This is a genomic window from Kitasatospora sp. NPDC015120 (genome assembly GCF_043080305.1).
Taxonomy (GTDB): domain Bacteria; phylum Actinomycetota; class Actinomycetes; order Streptomycetales; family Streptomycetaceae; genus Kitasatospora.
This window is the reverse complement of sequence record NZ_JBIBVJ010000011.1, coordinates 171,826-191,645: the sequence shown is the minus strand read 5'-3', so window position 1 is coordinate 191,645 and position 19,820 is coordinate 171,826. Positions and strand designations below refer to the sequence as shown.

The 19,820-nt window shown below is 71.8% G+C and carries 21 protein-coding genes; 7 read left to right on the top strand and 14 right to left on the bottom strand.

Going from position 1 to position 19,820, the window contains the following annotated elements; genetic code table 11:
* The first annotated feature begins 170 nt into the window (after positions 1 to 170).
* On the top strand, positions 171 to 617 hold the full coding sequence (locus tag ACF1AK_RS24125; RefSeq protein ID WP_391500891.1) for a VOC family protein: 447 nt from the start codon (positions 171 to 173) through the stop codon (positions 615 to 617).
* A gap of 71 nt (positions 618 to 688) precedes the next feature.
* Here ACF1AK_RS24125 and ACF1AK_RS24120 read toward each other — a convergent pair whose 3' ends face one another.
* Positions 689 to 2,293 carry a hypothetical protein gene (locus ACF1AK_RS24120; RefSeq protein ID WP_391500890.1) on the bottom strand — a complete coding sequence of 535 codons (1,605 nt, stop codon included), beginning with the start codon at positions 2,291 to 2,293 and terminating at the stop codon, positions 689 to 691.
* 335 nt (positions 2,294 to 2,628) lie between these two features.
* On the opposite strand from ACF1AK_RS24120, the gene ACF1AK_RS24115 reads away from it, so the two are divergent.
* The 4 genes from ACF1AK_RS24115 (at position 2,629) to ACF1AK_RS24100 (ending at position 7,115) form a co-directional block, all read left to right on the top strand.
* Positions 2,629 to 3,960 (top strand): MFS transporter, encoded by a 1,332-nt coding sequence (locus tag ACF1AK_RS24115; protein WP_391500889.1) that lies wholly within the window; start codon positions 2,629 to 2,631, stop codon positions 3,958 to 3,960.
* A gap of 272 nt (positions 3,961 to 4,232) precedes the next feature.
* Positions 4,233 to 4,664 carry an NUDIX domain-containing protein gene (locus ACF1AK_RS24110; protein WP_391500888.1) on the top strand — a complete coding sequence of 144 codons (432 nt, stop codon included), beginning with the start codon at positions 4,233 to 4,235 and terminating at the stop codon, positions 4,662 to 4,664.
* A gap of 433 nt (positions 4,665 to 5,097) precedes the next feature.
* Positions 5,098 to 5,970, top strand: a complete 873-nt coding sequence (locus ACF1AK_RS24105) for a hypothetical protein (RefSeq protein WP_391500887.1) — start codon at positions 5,098 to 5,100, stop codon at positions 5,968 to 5,970.
* Positions 5,971 to 6,011: 41 nt separating this feature from the next.
* Positions 6,012 to 7,115 carry a serine hydrolase domain-containing protein gene (locus tag ACF1AK_RS24100; protein WP_391500886.1) on the top strand — a complete coding sequence of 368 codons (1,104 nt, stop codon included), beginning with the start codon at positions 6,012 to 6,014 and terminating at the stop codon, positions 7,113 to 7,115.
* 68 nt (positions 7,116 to 7,183) lie between these two features.
* On the opposite strand, the gene ACF1AK_RS24095 is transcribed toward ACF1AK_RS24100, so the two are convergent.
* From ACF1AK_RS24095 to ACF1AK_RS24060, 8 genes are all read right to left on the bottom strand, one after another.
* Complete coding sequence (locus tag ACF1AK_RS24095; RefSeq protein ID WP_391500885.1) at positions 7,184 to 7,558, bottom strand: metal-sulfur cluster assembly factor; 375 nt, start codon at positions 7,556 to 7,558, stop codon at positions 7,184 to 7,186.
* A gap of 9 nt (positions 7,559 to 7,567) precedes the next feature.
* Positions 7,568 to 8,020 carry a Fe-S cluster assembly sulfur transfer protein SufU gene (sufU, locus tag ACF1AK_RS24090; RefSeq protein WP_380288504.1) on the bottom strand — a complete coding sequence of 151 codons (453 nt, stop codon included), beginning with the start codon at positions 8,018 to 8,020 and terminating at the stop codon, positions 7,568 to 7,570.
* A 20-nt stretch (positions 8,021 to 8,040) separates the two neighbouring features.
* Positions 8,041 to 9,288, bottom strand: a complete 1,248-nt coding sequence (locus ACF1AK_RS24085) for a cysteine desulfurase (protein WP_391500966.1) — start codon at positions 9,286 to 9,288, stop codon at positions 8,041 to 8,043.
* Positions 9,289 to 9,320: 32 nt separating this feature from the next.
* A complete protein-coding gene (sufC, locus tag ACF1AK_RS24080; protein ID WP_391500884.1) occupies positions 9,321 to 10,085 on the bottom strand; it encodes a Fe-S cluster assembly ATPase SufC in 765 nt (254 codons plus the stop codon).
* A gap of 6 nt (positions 10,086 to 10,091) precedes the next feature.
* Complete coding sequence (locus ACF1AK_RS24075; protein ID WP_391500883.1) at positions 10,092 to 10,409, bottom strand: bifunctional 3-phenylpropionate/cinnamic acid dioxygenase ferredoxin subunit; 318 nt, start codon at positions 10,407 to 10,409, stop codon at positions 10,092 to 10,094.
* Positions 10,410 to 10,414: 5 nt separating this feature from the next.
* Complete coding sequence (gene sufD / locus ACF1AK_RS24070; protein ID WP_391500882.1) at positions 10,415 to 11,662, bottom strand: Fe-S cluster assembly protein SufD; 1,248 nt, start codon at positions 11,660 to 11,662, stop codon at positions 10,415 to 10,417.
* A gap of 61 nt (positions 11,663 to 11,723) precedes the next feature.
* Entirely contained in the window at positions 11,724 to 13,139 is a 1,416-nt protein-coding gene (gene sufB / locus ACF1AK_RS24065) for a Fe-S cluster assembly protein SufB (RefSeq protein ID WP_350567561.1), read from the bottom strand.
* Between the two features lie 9 nt (positions 13,140 to 13,148).
* A complete protein-coding gene (locus tag ACF1AK_RS24060) occupies positions 13,149 to 13,994 on the bottom strand; it encodes a helix-turn-helix transcriptional regulator (RefSeq protein ID WP_391500881.1) in 846 nt (281 codons plus the stop codon).
* 164 nt (positions 13,995 to 14,158) lie between these two features.
* Between ACF1AK_RS24060 and ACF1AK_RS24055 the strand changes: the two genes are divergently transcribed.
* Together ACF1AK_RS24055 and ACF1AK_RS24050 are read left to right on the top strand one after the other, a co-directional pair.
* The gene (locus ACF1AK_RS24055; RefSeq protein WP_391500880.1) at positions 14,159 to 15,085 is read left to right on the top strand and encodes an ABC transporter ATP-binding protein; all 927 of its coding nucleotides are present in this window, start codon (positions 14,159 to 14,161) and stop codon (positions 15,083 to 15,085) included.
* Entirely contained in the window at positions 15,082 to 15,870 is a 789-nt protein-coding gene (locus tag ACF1AK_RS24050; RefSeq protein WP_391500879.1) for an ABC transporter permease, read from the top strand. Before ACF1AK_RS24055 ends, ACF1AK_RS24050 begins: the two co-directional genes overlap by 4 nt.
* 65 nt (positions 15,871 to 15,935) lie before the next feature.
* Here the strand turns inward: ACF1AK_RS24050 and ACF1AK_RS24045 are convergent, their stop codons facing one another.
* The 5 genes from ACF1AK_RS24045 to ACF1AK_RS24025 all read right to left on the bottom strand — a co-directional run bounded on the left by ACF1AK_RS24045 (position 15,936) and on the right by ACF1AK_RS24025 (position 19,543).
* Positions 15,936 to 16,472 carry a hypothetical protein gene (locus tag ACF1AK_RS24045; protein WP_391500878.1) on the bottom strand — a complete coding sequence of 179 codons (537 nt, stop codon included), beginning with the start codon at positions 16,470 to 16,472 and terminating at the stop codon, positions 15,936 to 15,938.
* Positions 16,469 to 17,635, bottom strand: coding sequence for an alpha/beta hydrolase (locus tag ACF1AK_RS24040; RefSeq protein ID WP_391500877.1), 1,167 nt, complete (start codon positions 17,633 to 17,635; stop codon positions 16,469 to 16,471). Before ACF1AK_RS24040 ends, ACF1AK_RS24045 begins: the two co-directional genes overlap by 4 nt.
* Positions 17,636 to 17,685: 50 nt before the next feature.
* Positions 17,686 to 18,165 (bottom strand): hypothetical protein, encoded by a 480-nt coding sequence (locus ACF1AK_RS24035; protein ID WP_391500876.1) that lies wholly within the window; start codon positions 18,163 to 18,165, stop codon positions 17,686 to 17,688.
* Positions 18,166 to 18,168: 3 nt separating this feature from the next.
* Positions 18,169 to 18,603: a hypothetical protein gene (locus ACF1AK_RS24030; RefSeq protein ID WP_391500875.1), complete on the bottom strand. Its 435-nt coding sequence runs from the start codon at positions 18,601 to 18,603 to the stop codon at positions 18,169 to 18,171.
* A 172-nt stretch (positions 18,604 to 18,775) separates the two neighbouring features.
* Entirely contained in the window at positions 18,776 to 19,543 is a 768-nt protein-coding gene (locus ACF1AK_RS24025; protein ID WP_391500874.1) for an LAETG motif-containing sortase-dependent surface protein, read from the bottom strand.
* Positions 19,544 to 19,820 lie beyond the last annotated feature (277 nt).

The window sequence follows — 19,820 nt, the reverse complement described above, 5'->3', positions numbered from 1 at the left end:
TCCTCGCCGTCCCGCCGTGCCGTCGGCACCGCGCCGTCGACACCCGGGCAACGATACGTGCCCCGAACTGCCGGGTCATCAGGCCCTTTGCCCGCCGGGCCGATCGGCTGCCCCGCCGGACGGCCCCGTCCGGGGCGCCGCTGTCGGTCCCCCTCCCTAGGCTGGCGGGCATGACAGCAACCACGTCCTTCCCCGCCCGGCTCAGCATCGTCACCCTCGGTGTGGCCGACCTCGACCGCAGCGCCCGCTTCTACGAGGCGCTCGGCTGGCGGCGTTCCGCCGCCTCCAGTCCCTCGATCGTCTGGTTCCGCACCGCCGACTCGGTGCTCGGCCTCTTCCCGCACGACGAGCTGGCCGCCGACGCGGGCGTGCCGTCCGCCGGCGAACCGGCGTTCCGCGGCGTCACCCTCGCCGTGAACCTGGAGTCCCCGGCGCTGGTGGACACCGCCCTGGAGACGGCGGTGGCGGCCGGCGCCGTCGTGGTCAAGGCACCGGCCGCCACCGACTGGGGCGGTTACTCCGGGTACTTCGAGGACCCGGACGGCCACCTCTGGGAGCTGGCCCACAACCCGTTCTTCGCCTTCACCGAGGACGGCTCGCTCGACCTGCCGAACTGACGGCGGGCCCGGGCGCGGGCGCGGGCCCCGGCCCCTGACGCTCGGACCCGGACGCTCGGACCCGGGAGCTCTCAGCCCCGGGAGCGCGCCTTGAACGCCGCCTTGCGGGCCTCCTTGGCCACCGCCCGGTCCGGATGCAGCTCGCCGACCGCCTCCAGCACGTCCGCCGTGTAGGGGTGCTCGACCCGCCACAGCTCGCCGAAGTAGCCCACCGGCTCGTCCGTCACCGGCAGCTCGGTCACCAGCTCGCGCAGCTGGTCCGGATCGCCCCCGGTGTCCAGCAGCTGGGCCGCGAAGGCGTCCACGACCGTCCACAGGGCCATCGCCCGGTCCGGCGCGGGCACGTCCGCCACCCCGAGCGACACCAGCCAGGCCCGCACGCCGCCGCCCAGCTCCGGGTCGTCCAGCACCTCCCGGGCGGCCGGCTCGGCGGGCGCGCCGAGCAGGCTCAGCGCCGAGTGGCAGAGCAGCCGCCGCATCGGGGCGTACGCGTCGGTGCCGCGCGCCGCCGCGAGCAGCTCGCGCGCCGCCGCCACCGGCTCCCGGCCGGCCACCCAGACCTTCAGCTCCTCCTCGGGCAGCACATTGGTGGCCTCGCTGATCCCGCGGAGCAGCTCGGCCGCGTCGCCCCGGGCCAGGTCACCGACCAGCGGCGCGTCGTACCCGTCCTCCAGCAGCCACTGCCGGATCCCGTACTGGCCCAGCGGGGTCAGCCGGACCAGCCCGAACCGGGCGGACTCCGCCTCGTCCAGCTCCGCCGGCTCCGCCTGCTCGTCCTCGCCCTCCTCCTCGTCGAAGAGCTCCGGATCGATCGGCCGGTACTCCAGCACGCCCAGCTCGGCGAGGTCGGCGAGCATCGGGTCCAGGGCGACCATCACATCGGTGATGTCACCGAGCAGCTCGTCGCTCGGCTCCTCGCCCTCCGGGACGACCAGCAGCGCGGCCAGCACGCCCAGCGGCACCGTCTCGTTGCCCGGCTCGGCGAAGGCCGTGGTCTCGTAGAGCACCTGGAGCGCCTCGTCGAGCAGTTCGGCGGCCTCGTCGCGGGCGTCCTCGACCTCGTTCAGGCCGTCCTCGTCCGCCTCCGCCGTGTCCTCGGCGGACTCCAGCTCCTGGGAGTCCGCCTCCACCGCCAGCTCCCGGACGATCCCGGCGGCGGTCAGCCACAGTTCCAGGACGGTCTCCGGGTCGCCCGCCTCGGCCTGCTCCAGGTCCGGGCCGGGCACCGCGACGTGCTCGCCGGCCGCCGTGGTGCCGATCTCGACCAGGTCGAGGTCGCAGGCCAGCGACCAGGCGCGCATCGCCTCGACCACCGCCTCCTGCGGCGCGTCCCCCTGCTCGGGGGCCAGGCCCAGCAGCCGGGCGGCCGGGGCCCGGTCCGGGCCGGTGAGGTCGCCGAGCTCGTCCACCGCGCGGTGCGGGGCCGCCCAGCGGGCCAGCTTCAGCGCCCAGCCGATCATCGGGACGGCCTTCGCCTGCTCGGCCAGCTCCGCCTCGGACGGCAGGGTGACCGGCGGCACCAGCACGGCCGCGTCGTCCAGGTCGTCGTCGTCCAGCCCGTGCGCGGCGAACGCCCCGTACAGATCCTGCAGCTCCAGGTCGGCGGGCAGCACCGCGCCCTCGCCCGGCGCACCCGCCGCCGGGGTGTCGGCGTTCCTACGACGTCGTGCGGCCATCGTTGCGCGTTCTCCCTACGCCGAGCGGTCAGCGGGGCCGGGGCCCGCGGAGATCACCTCCGCGTCACCGGTCCACCACCTCAGCGTATAGGCCGGGCACCCCCGACGCCCGGCCTCAAGGGGCGCGCGCCGCAACCGTGCGCCCACCCCTTATCCTTCGAAGTCGGTACCGCGCACAACCCCGCGCGCGCCGACGGGCAACGTAGCCCCCCTCTTCAAGCTCACCCGCTCCACCAGGGAGCCCGCACCGAGGCCACCACCACAGCGCCGCCAGGACGGGCGTGCCGGCACACCCCGCCGACCCGGGTGGTGCCCGGCCACAGGAGATCCCTGCCATGGCGGACCTCTCCCCCGCCGGCTCCGGCCTGCGCACCGCGCAGTTCGACGGACGCCGACTGTCGGAGGCCCTGCTTCCCCTGGAGCTCGCGCCACGCGCCCAGCTCCAGCTCTCCGCGATCAGCCGCTGGAACGCGCTGCGCGGCGTACGCGTCGGCCTCGTCGCCGCCGCCCTGCTCCTCATGCTGATCGGCGCCAACCTGGCCACGCCGATCTACTCGCTGCTCCAGCAGCAGCTGCACCTGACCGCGCTGGACACCACGATCCTCTTCGCGATCTACGTGTTCGCCCTGGTCCCGGTGCTGGCCGTGGTCGGCCACTGGTCCGACCACCTGGGCCGACGCGCCCTGATCCTGCCCGCCGTGGCCCTGTCCGCCGTCGGCGACGTCGTGTTCGCGACCTCCGGCAGCTTCTGGCAGCTCGCCGCCGGGCGCGCCGTCCAGGGCATCGCGGTGGGCCTGTCGACCGGCGCCGCCGGAGCCGCCCTCGGCGACCTGATGCCGGACCACCCGGCCCGGGCCGCCAAGATCACCCTGGCCTGCTCGGCGGGCGGCGTCGCCCTCGGCCCGGTGATCGGCGCCCTACTGGCCGGCGGAGCCGACCCCCTGCTCAGCCCGTTCCTGCTGCACTCCATCGCCCTGCTCGCACTCTGCGTGCCGCTCGCCCTCGTCCACCCCCGCATGCCCGGCCGCAACCGCCCCCCGGCGTCCCCGCCGCGCATCACCACCCCGGCCCACCTGCGCCCCCAGCGCCCCCGGCTGCCGCGCACCGGCCGCCGGGAGTTCCTGCTCGCCGCCTCGGCCGGGTTCATCTCCTACGCGGTCTTCGGCGTCTACCTCAGCCTGGCCCCGGCCTTCGCCGCGAAGCTGCTGCACACCGACTCCAAGCTGATCGGCGCCGTGGTCGCGGCCCTGCTGCTCGGCTCCTCGGCCGTCGCCCAGCTGCTCGTCCCGCCCACCGCCGACCGCCTGGTCATCGCCCTCGGCATGGCCGGCCTCGCGACGGGCCTCGCCCTGGTGGTCACCGCCCAGTACACGGGCACCCCCGCCCTCCTCTTCATCGGCAGCGTCCTCGGCGGCGCCTGCCAGGGCATCGCCTTCCGCTCCCTGTTCACCGCCGCCGTCGCCGCCATGAACCCCGAACGGAGGGGCTCCGAACTCTCCTCCCTCTGGATCATCATCTACCTCGGCTCCTCCCTCCCCATCGTCGCCGTCGGCGCCCTCGTCCAGGCCTACGGCCTCCTCCCCGCCACCAGCGGCTTCACCCTCCTCGCCGCCCTCCTCTGCGCCACCCTGGCCATCGCCGTCGCCCGCAAGCCCAGGCCGGCCTGACCCGCCCACCCACGGCGCTGCCCGGGACTCCCTCCGAAGTCCCGGGCAGCGCCGTTTCCACGCCTCATCCGCTTCGTCGAGCAGTCCTACCGCCGTTCCCCACCCATCCGCCCCCACCCGCCCGCCGGCGGGTGCCCGCCCCTGGTCTGGCCACGTGCCGCCCGGAGGGGACTTCCACCTCTCGGTGCTGATTTCTGCGGCCGACACCTGGAACCCCGACGCCGCCGGGCCGTTGAGCAGAAGGAACCCGCCCCACCCAGGAAGAAGGCGACATGCAGCACCGAGTCCGGGCCGTCCTCCTCACTCCTCACGGCACCATGCTGCTGATCAAACGCATCCGCCCCGGCGTCGACCCCTACTGGGTGATCGTCGGCGGCAAGGTCGAGCCGACCGACACCGGCCCCGAGGACGCCCTGCTGCGCGAGGTGCGGGAGGAGATCGCCGGTGAAGCGGAGATCGTCCGCCTGCTCCACACCATCGAGGGCGGCGGCGAGCGCCAGGACTTCTACCTCGCCACCATCGAGAAGTGGAGCTTCGAGGACCGCAGCGGTCCCGAGTTCAGCCAGGAGGGACGGGGCGAGTACCTCCTGGAGGAGATCCCGCTGACCACCGACGCCCTTGACGCGGTCAACCTCCTGCCGCAGGAGATCGCCACGGTCCTCCGCGAGGCCGTCGCACGCGGGGGCTTCACCGCCGTCAGGTAGTCACGAGTTCCTCCACCGTCCGCTCCGCCGAGGTGCGGGCCCCCTCAAGGCGAGGGTCCTCGGATGCGCGTGCGGCCCGAGGATCTTCGCCGCGGCGAACAGGGTCATCAGCCTGCCGTCGCTGGTCGCGAAGTCCGCGGTTCGCTCGGTGCGGACGCGGGTGGCCGGGGCGGGCGGGCGCCCACGGAGCGGCGCTTGCGGACCACCGATGCCCGGTCGGGCCGGGTTCCCCGCGCGGTTTCGACCCGTTCCAGCACCTCGTCCACGGGCACCCGGCGCAGAGTCCGCCACGGGAAGCCTTCGACCCTATCAGACAGTCACGAACGTCTCACGCTGCGTCAAAGGGCGTGGTACGTTCCGTGCTCGAAGAGAAAAGTGCGACCCCGGCGGTGCTGGAACACCCCGGGGTCAGGCAACAGGAGCAAACCCTCCCATGCACATCCATCGTAGCGCGCACACGCGCAACTTCACCGTTCTACCCAACTGCGTGTTGCAGAATCGGCAGTTGAGCTACACCGCCCGCGGTCTGCTCGCGGATCTGCTCTCCCGGCCCGACGGGTGGCGGGAGGACGGGCGGCACATGGCGGACACCAGTCCGCAGGGGCGCGGGGCCGTTCGCAAGGCCTTGAAGGAGCTCGCCGACGCCGGGTACTACCGGGTCGAGAAGGTCCGGCTGCCCGACGGGACGCTCCGCAGTGAGGCGCACGTCTACGACACCCCGCAGCTCGTGCGCCCGGGTGTCACCCTCCCGGCGTCCGGTGGGCCGCCAACCGGCCGTGCTGACAGCCCTGTGGTAAAGGACCGGGGTCAAGAACCCACCCTCCCCCCGGGGCCGGCCGACGACGGCGACCGGGAAGCGGTGGACACCCTGTTCCGCGCGATCCGGGGCGAGCCGCGGTTGCGTCTGGGCGAGGCCGAGGCGCGGGAACTGGCGCCTCTGGTGGAGCAGTGGTTGGCGCGCGGCTGTACTGCGGCCGACCTCGCGCACGCCCTGGTGCCGGGTCTGCCCGCTCCGATGCATTCGGCAGCGGCCGTGCTCCGCTACCGGCTGGAGCACAAGTTGCCGCCCTGTCGGCAGGTGGAAGGGACCCGGAAGGTCAGCTACTCCGAGTGCGCCAGGTGCCACGATCCGGTGCCCCGGCCGGGGATCTGCCGTCCCTGCGCGGGCCTCGGCGGGCAGCCCAAGGCGGTCGGGGGCGGCGTTTCCGGGGCAACGGCGAGAGGTGTCGCCCGCGCACGTGCGGCCTTGCTGGGGCCGAGAGCACCGCATGTCGAGATCGCTCCGCCGGTGGCGACCCAAGGGTGAGCGGTGCGCACCGGAGCGCCGCAGCCGAGGAGGAGAGCGGGATGCAGGAGCTCGTGCAGCGGGTCGTCGACGCGATGGTGGAGTCGGGCGAGGAGCTGGGGATCCAGGTCGCGGTGTACCGGCACGGGGAGCTGGTGGTGGACGTCGCGGCGGGGGTGGCCGATCCGGTGAGCGGGCGGGCGGTCCGGCCGGACACGCCGTTCTACAGCGCCTCCACGGGGAAGGGCGTGACCGCGACGGTGGTGCACGTGCTGGCGGAGCGCGGGGTGATCGGGTACGACCAGCGGATCGTGGAGCTGTGGCCCGAGTTCGGGGCGCACGGCAAGGGCGGGGCAACCGTGCGGCACGCGCTCACGCACTCGCTCGGCGTCCCGGCGGTGCCGGCCGGGCTCACGGTGCGGGAGCTCGCCGACTGGGACGGGATGTGTGCGCTGATCGCCGCTTCCGAGCCCTGGTGGGAGCCCGGGACCAGGACCGGCTACCACGCGGTGACCTGGGGCTTCGTGCTGGGCGAGATCGTGCGCCGGGCCACCGGCAGGCCGGTCTCGCAGGTGCTCCGGGAGGAGGTGGCCCAGCCGCTGGGCATCGCCGACGAGCTGTTCCTCGGCGTCCCGGAGAGCGAGCTCGGGCGGCTCGCGCGGCTTGAGGACGCGCCCGGTTCCGCCGAGATGATGGCGGCGATGCCCGCCGACCTGCCGCTGTTCAGGGCCACGCCGCCCGCCGTGACCCCGAGCGCCGCGTACGGCAACGACCCCCTGGTGCTCACCTCGGACATCCCCTCGGGCGGCACGATGTCCGCCCGCGCGGTGGCCAGGATGTACGCCGCGCTGCTCGGCGAGGTGGACGGGGTCCGGCTGCTCCCGGACGAGCGGCTGCGCGAGGTCACGGCTCTGGCCACGGCCGACGTCGACCAGTTGGTCGGCTTCCCGGTGCCGCGCGCGCTGGGCTGGAACCTCGGCCGGCCCGGGGCCGACCCGCAGCAGACCCTGAGCACCTTCGGCATGCCCGGCATGGGAGGCAGCGCGGCGTACGCCGACACCGCGACCGGAGTCGCCTTCGCGCTGACCAGGAACCGGTTCTTCCCCGGCCCCTCCACCGCCGTCGACCGGATCGGCGAGCTGGTCGCGAAGGCCGTGGAGGGCTGAAACGCGCATGGCCCCTTCCCCGGAAAAGGGGAAGGGGCCATGCGGAAGCGGCAGGCGTCAGCCAGGCCTCAGACGTTGAAGCCGAGGGCCCGCAGCTGCTCGCGGCCGTCGTCGGTGATCTTGTCCGGGCCCCACGGCGGCATCCAGACCCAGTTGATCCGCAGGTCCTGGACGAGGCCGTCGGTGGCGGTCTTCGCCTGGTCCTCGATCACGTCGGTCAGCGGGCAGGCCGCCGAGGTGAGGGTCATGTCGATGGTGGCCACGTCGGACTCGTCGATGTGGACGCCGTAGATCAGGCCGAGGTTGACGACGTCGATGCCCAGTTCGGGGTCGACGACGTCCATCAGGGCCTCGGTCAGGTCCTCGACGGAGACGGTGCCGGCGCTGGTGCCGACCGGGCCGGTGGCCGTCTCCTCCGCGGGGGAGGTGGTTTCGTCGCTCATGTGGTGTCCTCAGTCGGTGACGGCGGGGTGCTCGGCGAGGGCCTTGGCGGTGGCGTCCTTCCAGGCCATCCAGCTCAGCAGGGCGCACTTGACCCGGGCCGGGTACTTGGAGACGCCGGCGAACGCGACGGCGTCCTCCAGCACCTCCTCGTCGCCCTCGGCCTGGCCCTTGCTCTGCATCAGCTCCAGGAAGGCCTCCTGGACCGCCTGCGCCTCGCCCACGCTCTTGCCGACCACCAGGTCGTTCAGCACCGAGGCGCTGGCCTGACTGATCGAACAGCCCTGGGACTCGTAGGAGACGTCCGTGACGGTGGCGCCGTCGAGCTTCACCCGCAGGGTGATCTCGTCGCCGCACGTCGGGTTGACGTGGTGCACCTCGGCGTCACCGTCGCGCAGCCCCTTGCCGTGCGGGTTGCGGTAGTGGTCCAGGATGATGTCCTGGTACATCGAGTCGAGCTTCATGGTCGCGTTGCCCCGTCCCGTCAGCCGAAGAAATTCCGGACGTGGTGCAGGCCGTCGATCAACGCGTCGACCTCGCCCGGCGTCGAGTACAGGTAGAACGACGCCCGGGTGGTCGCCGGAATTCCGTACCGCAGGCAGACCGGCCGCGCGCAGTGGTGGCCGACGCGCACCGCGATGCCCTGCTCGTCGAGCACCTGGCCCACGTCGTGCGGGTGGATGTCGCCCAGCGTGAACGAGATCGCCGCACCGCGGTCGACGGCCGTGCGCGGGCCGATGATCCGCAGGTCCGGGACCTCCAGCAGCCGCTCGACCGCGTACGCGGTGATGGCGTGCTCATGGGCGGCGATCCGCTCCATGCCGATGCCGGACAGGTAGTCGATGGCCGCGCCGAGACCGACCGCCTGGGCGATCGGGGGGGTGCCGGCCTCGAACTTGTGCGGCGCCGGGGCGTAGGTGGACGAGCCCATGGTCACGGTCTCGATCATCTCGCCGCCGCCGAGGAACGGCGGGAGGTCCTCCAGCAGCTCCTGGCGGCCCCAGAGCACGCCGATGCCGGTCGGGGCCAGCATCTTGTGCCCGGTGAAGGCGACGAAGTCCGCCTCCAGGGCCTGCACGTCCAGCACCATGTGCGGCGCGGCCTGCGAGGCGTCGATCACGACCAGGGCGCCGACGTCCTGCGCCTTGCGCACGATCGCCTCGACCGGGTTGACGGTGCCGAGCAGGTTGGAGACCAGGGTGAAGGAGACCACCTTGGTCTTCTCGGTGATCAGCTCGTCGATGTTCGACAGGTCGAGCCGACCCTCGTCGGTCAGCCCGAACCACTTCAGCTTCGCGCCGGTGCGCTGCGCCAGCAGCTGCCACGGCACGATGTTGGAGTGGTGCTCCATCTCCGTGATGACGATCTCGGAGTCCTTGTCGACCCGGTACGGCTCATCGGCCCAGCCGAGCATGTTGGCGACCAGGTTGAGCGACTCCGAGGCGTTCTTGGTGAAGATCACCTCGTCGCGGCTCGGCGCGTTGACGAACGCCGCGACCTTGTCCCGGGCGCCCTCGTAGAGCGCCGTGGCCTCCTCGGCGAGCACGTGCACGCCGCGGTGGACGTTGGCGTTGTGCCGCTCGTAGTAGGCGTTCAGCGCGTCGAGCACCTGGCGGGGCTTCTGCGAGGTGGCCGCGTTGTCCAGGTAGACGAGCTGCTTGTCGTCGTGCAGCAGGCGCTGCAGGACCGGGAAGTCCTTGCGGATCGCGTCGGTGTCGAGCAGGCCCGGCAGGACCGCCGGCCCGTGCGACTCGTGCGTATGGATCACTCGGACGCGCCACCCTTCACGTAGGCCTCGTAGCCCTCCTCCTCCAGCTTGTCGGCCAGCTCGGCACCGCCGGACTCGACGATGCGGCCGCCCGCGAAGACGTGGACGTGGTCGGGCTTGATGTAGCGCAGGATGCGGGTGTAGTGGGTGACCAGCAGGGTGCCCACCTCCCCGGTCGAACGCACGCGGTTGATGCCCTCGGAGACGATCCGCAGCGCGTCGACGTCCAGGCCGGAGTCGGTCTCGTCGAGGATCGCGATCCTCGGCTTGAGCAGCTCCAGCTGGAGGATCTCGTGGCGCTTCTTCTCGCCGCCGGAGAAGCCCTCGTTGACGTTGCGCTCGGCGAAGGCCGGGTCCATCTGGAGGGCGGCCATCGCCTCCTTGACCTCCTTCACCCAGGTGCGCAGCTTGGGGGCCTCGCCGCGGACGGCGGTGGCGGCGGTGCGCAGGAAGTTGGAGACCGAGACGCCGGGGACCTCGACCGGGTACTGCATGGCCAGGAAGACGCCGGCCCGGGCGCGCTCGTCGACGGACATCTCCAGGACGTCCTCGCCGTCCAGCAGGACGGAGCCGCCGGTGACGGTGTACTTGGGGTGGCCGGCCAGCGAGTAGGCCAGGGTGGACTTGCCGGAGCCGTTGGGACCCATGATGGCGTGGGTCTCGCCCTGCTTCACGGTCAGGTCGACGCCCTTCAGGATCTCCCGGGGGCCGTTCTCCGCCTCGACGGAGACGTGCAGGTCGCGGATTTCAAGGGTAGCCATGTGTACTCAGGACTCCTGGTTGACGGAGACGAGCACATCGTCCCCTTCGATCTTTACGGGGTAGACAGCGACCGGCTTGGTGGCGGGCAGGCCGGAGGGCTTGCCGGTGCGCAGGTCGAAGCTGGAGCCGTGCAGCCAGCACTCGATCATGCAGTCCTCGACCTCGCCCTCGGAGAGCGCGACGTTCGCGTGCGAGCAGACGTCGTTGATCGCGAACACCCCCTCGTCGGTGCGGACGACGGCCACCGGCACGCCGTTGAGGTCGACGCGCTTGGGCACGTCCTCAGCCAGGTCGCTCAGCGCGCAGGCGCGAAGGAAGCTCATCGGGGTCAGACCGCCGCTTCCAGCTCGGCCTCGATCTTCTCCATGAGGTGGTCCTGGATCTCGGCGACGCCGATCTGCTGGACCAGCTCGGCGAAGAAGCCGCGCACCACCAGGCGGCGGGCCTCGTCGGCCGGGATGCCGCGGGCCTGCAGGTAGAAGAGCTGCTCGTCGTCGAAGCGGCCGGTGGCGGAGGCGTGGCCGGCGCCGACGATCTCGCCGGTCTCGATCTCCAGGTTCGGCACCGAGTCGACCCGGGCACCGTCGGTGAGCACCAGGTTGCGGTTGTGCTCGTAGGTGTCGGTGCCCTCGGCGGCGGCGCGGATCAGCACGTCGCCGATCCACACGGCGTGCGCGTCCTGGCCCTGCAGCGCGCCCTTGTAGACGACGTTGGAGCGGCAGTGGGGGGTGTCGTGGTCGATGACCAGACGGTGCTCCAGGTGCTGGCCGGCGTCGGCGAAGTAGAGGCCGAACAGCTCGGCCTCGCCGCCGGGCGCGGCGTAGGTGACCCGCGGGTGCAGGCGCACCACGTCGCCGCCGAAGGTGACGACGACGGACTTCAGCGAGGCGTCGCGGCCGATCAGCGCGGTCTGCTGGGCGGCGTGCACGGCGTCGCGGTCCCAGTCCTGGACCGAGACGAAGGTGAGCTTGGCGCCGTCGCCGAGCAGCAGCTCGACGTTGGCGGCCCGGGTGCCGGTGCCGGTGTGGTTCAGCACCACGACGGCCTCGGCGAACGGCTTGACGTCGAGGACCACGTGCGCGAAGCGGGTGCCGCCCTCGCCGTGCACGTCGATCCGCACCGGCTCGGTGAGCGCCGTCTCCTTGGGGACGGTGACCACGAGCGCCTGCTCGAAGGCGCTGAACGCCTGCGCGGCGACCCGGTCGACCGGCTTGCCGGCCTTGCCGAGGCGGGCGTCGTCACGGCCGACGGTCTCGGCGGTGACGCCCTCGGGCAGGCTCAGCTCGACCTTGTCCTCGCCCTTCTCGGCCTCGACGGCGGTGCCGTCGTGCAGGCCGCCGAGGCGGTGCAGCGGGGTGAACCGCCAGTCCTCCTCGCGGCCGGTGGGCACCGGGAAGTCCGCGACGTCGAAGGACGGCGCGACGGCGACGCGGGCGTCGATCGGCTGCCGGACGCTGTCCCGGCCGGTGCCGGGGCCGGCCAGCTGGGCGCCGGCGCCGGCGGTGCCGACCTCGATCGAACCGGCGGTGGTGGAGCCGGCAGTGTTCGCAGCGGCGTTCAAAGGCGTGTCAGCCATGGCTGTTCGTTGTGCTCTCTTCCTCAAAAACGTGTCGATGGACGGCGGGGCGGTCGGCGGGTCAGCCGACGGACCCCTCCATCTGCAGCTCGATCAGCCGGTTCAGCTCCAGCGCGTACTCCATCGGCAGCTCGCGCGCGATGGGCTCGACGAAACCGCGGACGATCATCGCCATGGCCTCGAACTCGGTCATGCCGCGGCTCATCAGGTAGAAGAGCTGGTCCTCGCTGACCTTGGAGACGGTCGCCTCGTGGCCCATCGACACGTCGTCCTCGCGGACGTCCACGTACGGGTAGGTGTCCGAGCGCGAGATGGTGTCGACCAGCAGCGCGTCGCACAGGACGTTGGACTTGGCGCCCTTGGAGCCCTCGCCGATCTCGATCAGACCGCGGTACGAGGTGCGGCCGCCGCCCCGGGCCACCGACTTGGAGACGATGTTGGAGGAGGTGTTCGGCGCCATGTGGACCATCTTGGCGCCGGCGTCCTGGTGCTGGCCCTCGCCGGCGAAGGCGATGGACAGGGTCTCGCCCTTGGCGTGCTCGCCCATCAGGTAGACGGCCGGGTACTTCATGGTGACCTTGGAGCCGATGTTGCCGTCGATCCACTCCATGGTCGCGCCCTCGTACGCCACGGCGCGCTTGGTGACCAGGTTGTAGACGTTGTTCGACCAGTTCTGGATGGTCGTGTAGCGGCAGCGGCCGCCCTTCTTGACGATGATCTCCACGACCGCCGAGTGCAGCGAGTCGGAGGAGTAGATCGGCGCGGTGCAGCCCTCGACGTAGTGGACGTAGGCGTCCTCGTCGACGATGATCAGCGTCCGCTCGAACTGGCCCATGTTCTCGGTGTTGATCCGGAAGTAGGCCTGCAGCGGGATGTCGACGTGGACGCCCTTGGGCACGTAGATGAAGGAGCCTCCGGACCACACGGCCGTGTTCAGCGCGGCGAACTTGTTGTCGCCGGCCGGGATGACCGTGCCGAAGTACTCCTTGAACAGCTCCGGGTGCTCGCGCAGCGCGGTGTCGGTGTCCAGGAAGATGACGCCCTGCTCCTCCAGGTCCTCGCGGATCTGGTGGTAGACGACCTCGGACTCGTACTGGGCGGCGACACCGGCGACCAGGCGCTGCTTCTCCGCCTCCGGGATGCCGAGCTTGTCGTACGTCGCCTTGATGTCCGCCGGCAGGTCCTCCCAGGACTCGGCCTGCTTCTCGGTGGAGCGGACGAAGTACTTGATGTTGTCGAAGTCGATGCCGGACAGGTCGGAGCCCCAGGTCGGCATGGGCTTCTTACCGAACAGCTTGAGGCCCTTGAGACGCAGGTTCAGCATCCACTCGGACTCGTTCTTCTTGGCCGAGATGTCGCGGACGACGTCCTCGTTCAGTCCGCGCTTGGCGGCGGCGCCGGCCACGTCCGGGTCGGCCCAGCCGTACTCGTAAGTGCCGAGGCCTTCGAGCTCGGGGTGCGAAACGGTGTCAGTCATGCGGGCTTCCTAACGCGCGGACGCTGAGTCATCGGTGGACGTACCGGCAGTCGGCGCGGCACCGGTGTCCCGGCCCGCGGCGGTGCGCAGGGCGGGCGACGATGCGGCACCGGGTGCCGGCACATAGGTCGTGCAGACCCCGTCGCCGTGGGCGATGGTGGCCAGCCGTTGCACATGGGTGCCCAGCAGCTGGGAGAAGACCTCGGTCTCCGCCTCGCACAGCTGCGGGAACTGCTCGGCGATGTGCGCGACCGGGCAGTGGTGCTGGCAGAGCTGGGCGCCCGCCGGGGCCTTCGCCGCGGCCGACGGGACCCGCCGCACCGTGGCAGCGTACCCGTCGGCACTGAGTGCCTGGGCGAGCGCCTCGGTGCGTTCCGCCGCCCCGGCGGTCCGCAGGGCCTCCAGGTACTTCTCGGCCTGCCGGCCGAACCGGGCACGGGCGAAGGCGGCGACCGCCTCCTCGCCCGCCTTGCCGCCGCCGACCGAGTCGGAGATCCAGCGCAGGGCGTCGGCGGCGAGCTGGTCGTACTCCTGGTAGAAGGCGTCCCGGCCGGCGTCGGTGAGGGCGAAGACCTTGGCCGGGCGGCCCCGGCCGCGGCTGCCGTAGACCCGCTGCTCGCGGGACTCGACCAGACCGGCGGCGGTGAGGCCGTCCAGGTGACGGCGGACGGCCGCGGCCGTGAGCCCGAGCCTGCTCGCCAGGTCGGCGGCGGACGACGGGCCGTGGTCCAGGATGGAGCGGGCGACCCGGTCCCGGGTGGCCCGGTGGCCGTCCAGCAGCACCTCGGCCGCCGTCGCGGGCACGGCGCAGCCGGGGGCCGACTCGGCCTCCTGCTGCGTGGGGTGCTCGCGCATGTTTTTCACAACACCAGTGTTGCGTAATTACTTCCGGCAGGACAAGCCGTGACCCAGGCCTCACCCGTGGCATCTGTCACGCAGGCAAGCCTTACCTGACCAACGGATGAAGTGATCAAGCCCAGTGGACGAACGGCCTGTTGGGGGCTCTTAGACTCACCCGTATGCAATCCGAACCCGCGGTCCAGATCACCGGGCTGGTCAAGCGCTACGGCGAGAAGGCCGCGGTGGACGGTCTCGACCTCAGCATCGCGCGCGGCACGGTCACCGCCGTCCTCGGTCCCAACGGCGCCGGCAAGACCACCACCATCGAGACCTGCGAGGGCTACCGCCGGCCGGACGCCGGCACCGTGCGGGTGCTCGGCCTGGACCCGGTCGCCCGGGGCGCCGAGCTGCGCCCCCGGATCGGCGTGATGCTGCAGTCCGGCGGCGTCTACCCGGGGGCCCGCGCCGTCGAGATGCTCCGGCACACCGCCCGGCTGCACGCCCACCCGCTGGACGTCGACGCGCTGGTCGAGCGGCTCGGCCTCGGCTCCTGCGGGCGCACCGCCTACCGCCGGCTCTCCGGCGGCCAGCAGCAGCGGCTCGCCCTGGCGATGGCCGTGGTCGGCCGCCCCGAGCTGGTCTTCCTGGACGAGCCCACCGCGGGCCTGGACCCGCAGGCCCGCCGCGCCACCTGGGAGCTGGTGCGCGACCTGCGCCGGGACGGCGTCACCGTGGTGGTCACCACCCACCACATGGAGGAGGCCGAGCAGCTCGCCGACCGGGTCGCGATCGTCGACCGCGGCCGGGTGATCGCCGAGGGCACCCCGGACGAGCTCTGCCGCGGCGGCGCGGAGTCCACCGTGCGCTTCGACGCGCCGCCCGGGCTGGACCTCGCCACCCTGCTCAAGGAGCTGCCCGAGGGCGCCACCGCCGCCGAGACCTCCCCCGGCAGCTACCGCGTCGAGGCGCCGGTCGACCCGCAGCTGCTGGCCACCGTCACCGCCTGGTGCGCGGCCGGCGGCGTGCTGCCCGAACGGCTCGCGGTGCAGCGCCGCAGCCTCGAAGACGTCTTCCTCGACCTGACCGGACGGGACCTGCGTTCATGACCACCACCGACCACGCCGACCCCGCCGACCACGCGCCGAGGCCCGGCGCCGCGCCGGTCGGCCGGATGCTGCTCGCGCAGACCGCGTTCGAGACCCGGATGCTGCTGCGCAACGGCGAGCAGCTGCTGCTCACCGTGGTCATCCCGACGGTGCTGCTGGTGCTCTTCTCCGCCGTGGACGTCGTCGCCGTCGAGGGGCCCGGCGAGCGGGTGGACTTCCTCGCCCCGGGGCTGCTCGCGCTCGCGGTGATGTCCACCGCGTTCACCGGCCAGGCCATCGCCACCGGCTTCGAGCGGCGCTACGGCGTGCTGAAGCGCCTCGGCGCCAGCCCGCTCCCCCGCTGGGCGCTGCTCACCGCGAAGACCGGCTGCGTGCTGGTCACCGAGGCGCTCCAGGTGGCGCTGCTGTCGGTGATCGCGCTGGCCCTCGGCTGGTCCCCGCAGGGCAACCCGCTCAGCGTCCTCGCCCTCCTGGTGCTCGGCACCGCCGCCTTCTCCGGCCTCGGCCTGCTGATGGCCGGCACCCTGCGCGCCGAGGCCACCCTGGCCGCCGCCAACCTGGTCTTCGTCCTGCTGCTGCTGGCCGGCGGGGTGATCGTCCCGCTCTCGAAGTTCCCCGCCACCGTCCAGTCCGTCCTGGAACTCCTCCCCATCGCCGCCCTCTCCGACGGCCTGCGCGCCGTCCTGCAGACCGGCGCCGCCACCCCCTGGACCGACCTCGCCGTCCTCGCCGCCTGGGCCGTGGCCGCCCTCACCGCCGCCGCCCGCTTCTTCCGCTGGGAGTGACCCTCGGCCGGACACTGCTTCGAAGGCCCTCGCCCCGCCAGGCGAGGGCCTTCGTGCAGGCCGGCTCAGGGTGAGGGGGTCCCCTTCGGCCAGAGACAGGGCGTGCTGACCTCCAACGAGAGATCGCTGCTGTCGTCCGACGCTCCGCTGAGGACCGCCACGAACTCGTTCTCGGGATTCCTCAGTTTCACCCAGTCGGCCGTGGCCTCCTGGACTGTCTCGAATCCCTTCGCCATCAGAAGGGTGCGGAACGAAGCAGCGGACTCTGCCCTGCGGTCCAGGGGGACGTCCCCGAAGCCGTATCCGCGCGAGGTCTGCTTCCTGCCCTGCGGGCCCACGTCGTTGGAGTCGCAGTAGGAGTCGACGAAATCACCCGACCGGCTCGCCAGGGGCTCCACCGGCAGCTTCGCCACGATCTCCGCGAGATAGCCGTCGACCTGCGCCTTTGCCTGGTCCAGCGTGATCGTGGCCTTCCGGCGCTCCGAGACGGTCTCCACGCCGCAGGCGCTCAGAGCCAGCATGGACGTAGCCACCACTGCGGCGAGGGCTGCCCGGCCGAACCGTGAGGGGGTTTCGGATGCGCGCCCGGTGATTCTCATCATTTCCTTCCAGCGATGATCTCTCCCATGGCCTTGAGGGAGCGTGAATTGGGGTTCCAGTAATCGGAGTGGCCCGTTCCGGGACTGGTCGGAATGGTCTGCGCGCCAAAGCCGGGAAGCATGGGATCACGCCCGTGGATCAGATGGTGGTCGGGGCTCTGGACGAAGCCGTACCAGGAGCCGAGGTTGTTACCGCCGTTGCTCGCCAGCTTGTCGGCGGACAGAGCGGGCGCCATGTCGATCTTGTCGATGTCGCCCTTCGCGACGAAGACGCGAGACGGATCGACGCCGAGATCGCGCGCATGCTCGACGCCGGCCCCGGGGCTGGCGATCAGGACGACGTTGTCGACCGGCAGGCCCTTGTCGCGCATGGCGTAGCCGACGGTCGTCGTCCCGTAGCTGTGGCCGAGGATCGTGTTGTTCGAAGGCGCTCCCTCATGCGTGGCGCGAAGGCCCGTCTCGAAGCTGTGCAGACTGTTCGCCGCATTCTTGGCGTAGGTGTCCTTCGTCGCCTGGGGGACGATCGACTGCGGTGCGTCGTAGCCGATCCAGGTGATGGACGACGTGGTTTTCGGATTCTGTCCCCTTTGAGCGGCGTTCGCCGAGGCCACCATCCGGTCCGACCGGACGATGTCGCCCTCGATGCCGCCGAGTCGCGCCCCGGTGCCGGGGACATACGTCGAGACGTTGTCAGCCGTGTCGGGATTGTTGACCGCCACGATGGCGTGACCGTTGCCCTGGGTATCGAAGCCCAGCAGGAAGGTGGGCGGGTGCGTGTCATCGACCTTGGTCGTCAGCCGCTTGTCGATGGCGTTCACACCCGTGAGCTGTTCCTGCAGGAGGGCCCTCCTCCTCTCCCACTCGTCGTGGGCCGGGTTCGACACGGCGCCGCTCGCGTCGGCCACCTTCGCGGGCGGCTCGGGACCCAGGTGATCGAGCTGCGACTGGAGGTCCTGCTTGGCCTGCTGGAGGGTGATGCGGTTGGCCCGGTCACGGGCGACCGACGGGATGCCGTCGAGATTGCCGATCCGGTCGGGGTGGGCCTCGATGAACTTCTGCTGCTGGGCTTCGGTGAGCCCGTTCCACCACTGCTTGACACTGTTCGGGTCGGTGCCCGTGGCGGGGATGTTGTCGCGGGCGGTCTCGGCGGCCTGGTCCTGCGCCACGGTGGCGGCGTTCAGTCCGGTGCCGTTGCCCGCGTTGGACGCCAGGCGATTCAGCCTCGTACTGATCTCCCGGTCGGCATGGGCCGCCTCGTTGAGTGCGGCGGTGATGCGGCCGCTGATGGCGACTGCGGCCGTCTCGGCGCCGGCGCCGGCGAAGTTCGGGGAGGACGGCTCGTTGTCCCACGTGATCCGCCCGTCCGGGGCGACGTCGAGCTTCGCGTTCCTGCGTCGTCCAGGGCGCTGATCAAGTGGGACTGGGCGAGCGCGAACTGTTCGGCGGCACTGGCCAGCGCCTTGCTGACGAACGACAGCTCCTGCCGGGCGGCCTGCAGTTCGCTCCCCAGATCCGCGACGCGCCCCTGGGCCACGGTGGAGGTGGGACCGGTCCAGTGCGAGGCGCTCAGCCGGTCGGTGACCTCGTGCTTCCAGGCTTCCATGTGCTGCCCGAAGGCCGTGGCCAGAGCATCGAAGGCGTTCTTCGCGATGGTGATGTTGTTGATGTTGGCGTTGTAGAGGCTCGTGACATCCACCGGCTACTGGGCCTTCCGCTCTGCGGCGGCACGGCCCGCGGCGGCGGAGGGGTTCCCGCCGGCCAGGACCGTACCGAACGGGTCGGTCTCCGGTGCCGGCGCCGGGCCCGCCTGGGCGGGGCCCGCCGCGCCGCGGAGGTGGGCGTACACGCTCTGCTCGCCCTGCCGGTAGTGGGCCGCCGTCTGGACGAGCCTGGAGCCGGTGTCCGCCATGGTCCCGGCGAGCTTGTCCAGCAGTGTCTTCCAGTTCGTGCCGCAGTTCTGTATCGCAGGTGCCGTGAGCCAGCCCTGCAGGGTGGCGGCCGCCTGACTGCTCGGCGCGATGATCTTCGCCGTCTCCCCCGGCACCTGGCTCGCCATGTACTGGGCGCTCTGTCCGCAGCTCGCCAGCACCGCTGGATTGACCTTGAACTCCGAAGCAAGATCGGGATTCGGCACGGTTCCCCCCTGTGCGTCGTCTTGAGATCGTGATGCCGCACAGTCTGTCGGGCTCGCCCTGCCGGTGTGAATGAGTACCCGTACTCAACTCCACGGCCCGCCGCACGGTGAACGGCAAGGGCTCGCCGCTCAAGTGAGCGGCGAGCCCTTGCCGTTGCCCGTCGTACGTGCGTCAGCTCTCGGTGTCGGCGCTGCGGCGGCGGCGGGCGAGCAGGAGGAGGGCGCCGCCGAGGAGCACCACGCCGCCGCCGACGGCCGCGATGACCGGGGTGGCGTCGCTGCTACCGGTCTGCGCGAGCGCCGGGGCGGCCGGGGTCGGCGTGACGACCGGGGCCGGGGTCGCCGTGCGGCTGGGGGTGGGGGTGGGCGTCACCGTGCGCGTCGGCGTGGGGGTGGGGGTGGGCGTCGGGGTCGGGGTGGCCGTCCGGGTGGGCGTGGGGGTCGGCGTCGGGGTGGGCGTCGGCGTCGGGGTCGGCGTCACCGTGGGGGTCGGGGTGGGCGTCGGCGTCACCGTCGGGGTGGGGGTCGGCGTCACCGTCGGGGTGGGGCTGGGCGTCGGTGTGGCGCAGACCGGGATCGTCTTGGTCTCGGTCTTGTTCCAGTCGCTGTTCTTGGGGTCCTCGGTGGTGGTTACCACGAGCGTGGCGTCGACCGGCGCGTTGTGCGCCGCCACCGGGAAGGTCTGGTGGAACTCCTTGCCGAACTCCTTCTGGTCCAGCAGCTTCACGCCGTCCAGGGTCAGGCTGACGGCGTTCTTGATCCCCGCCTCGGCACTGTAGTTGGTCAGGTCGACCACGATGCTGTCGCACGTCACCCGCCAGGTCGGCACATGGGCCGAGGCGCTGGTCGCCAGCACCACCGGCAGCAGGACGGCGGCCGCCGCCGTGCCCGCCACCGCCGCGCCGGTTCCGATCACTGTCTGCCGCCGCTGTCGCGCCATCTCGTTGTCCCCTCCGAATGGTCTTGTGCAGCAGGCGTGTTGAGTGGAACAGCGGTGGCCCGCTACGACTGTCCGGGGGACTCTACCGGCACTCCCGCACCTCTCCACACCCCGCTGCGCGGCCGGAATTCCTCTGTCCGTCCGCCTGCGCATGTGCATCGGTACCCCATCACACCCGCTGCCTCGGAGGACGCCACTTCGGCCAACACGGAATGAACTCCGTCACAGTGGCCGAAAAGCGCGACCCCCGGTGATCGTTCGCGATCACCGGGGGTGC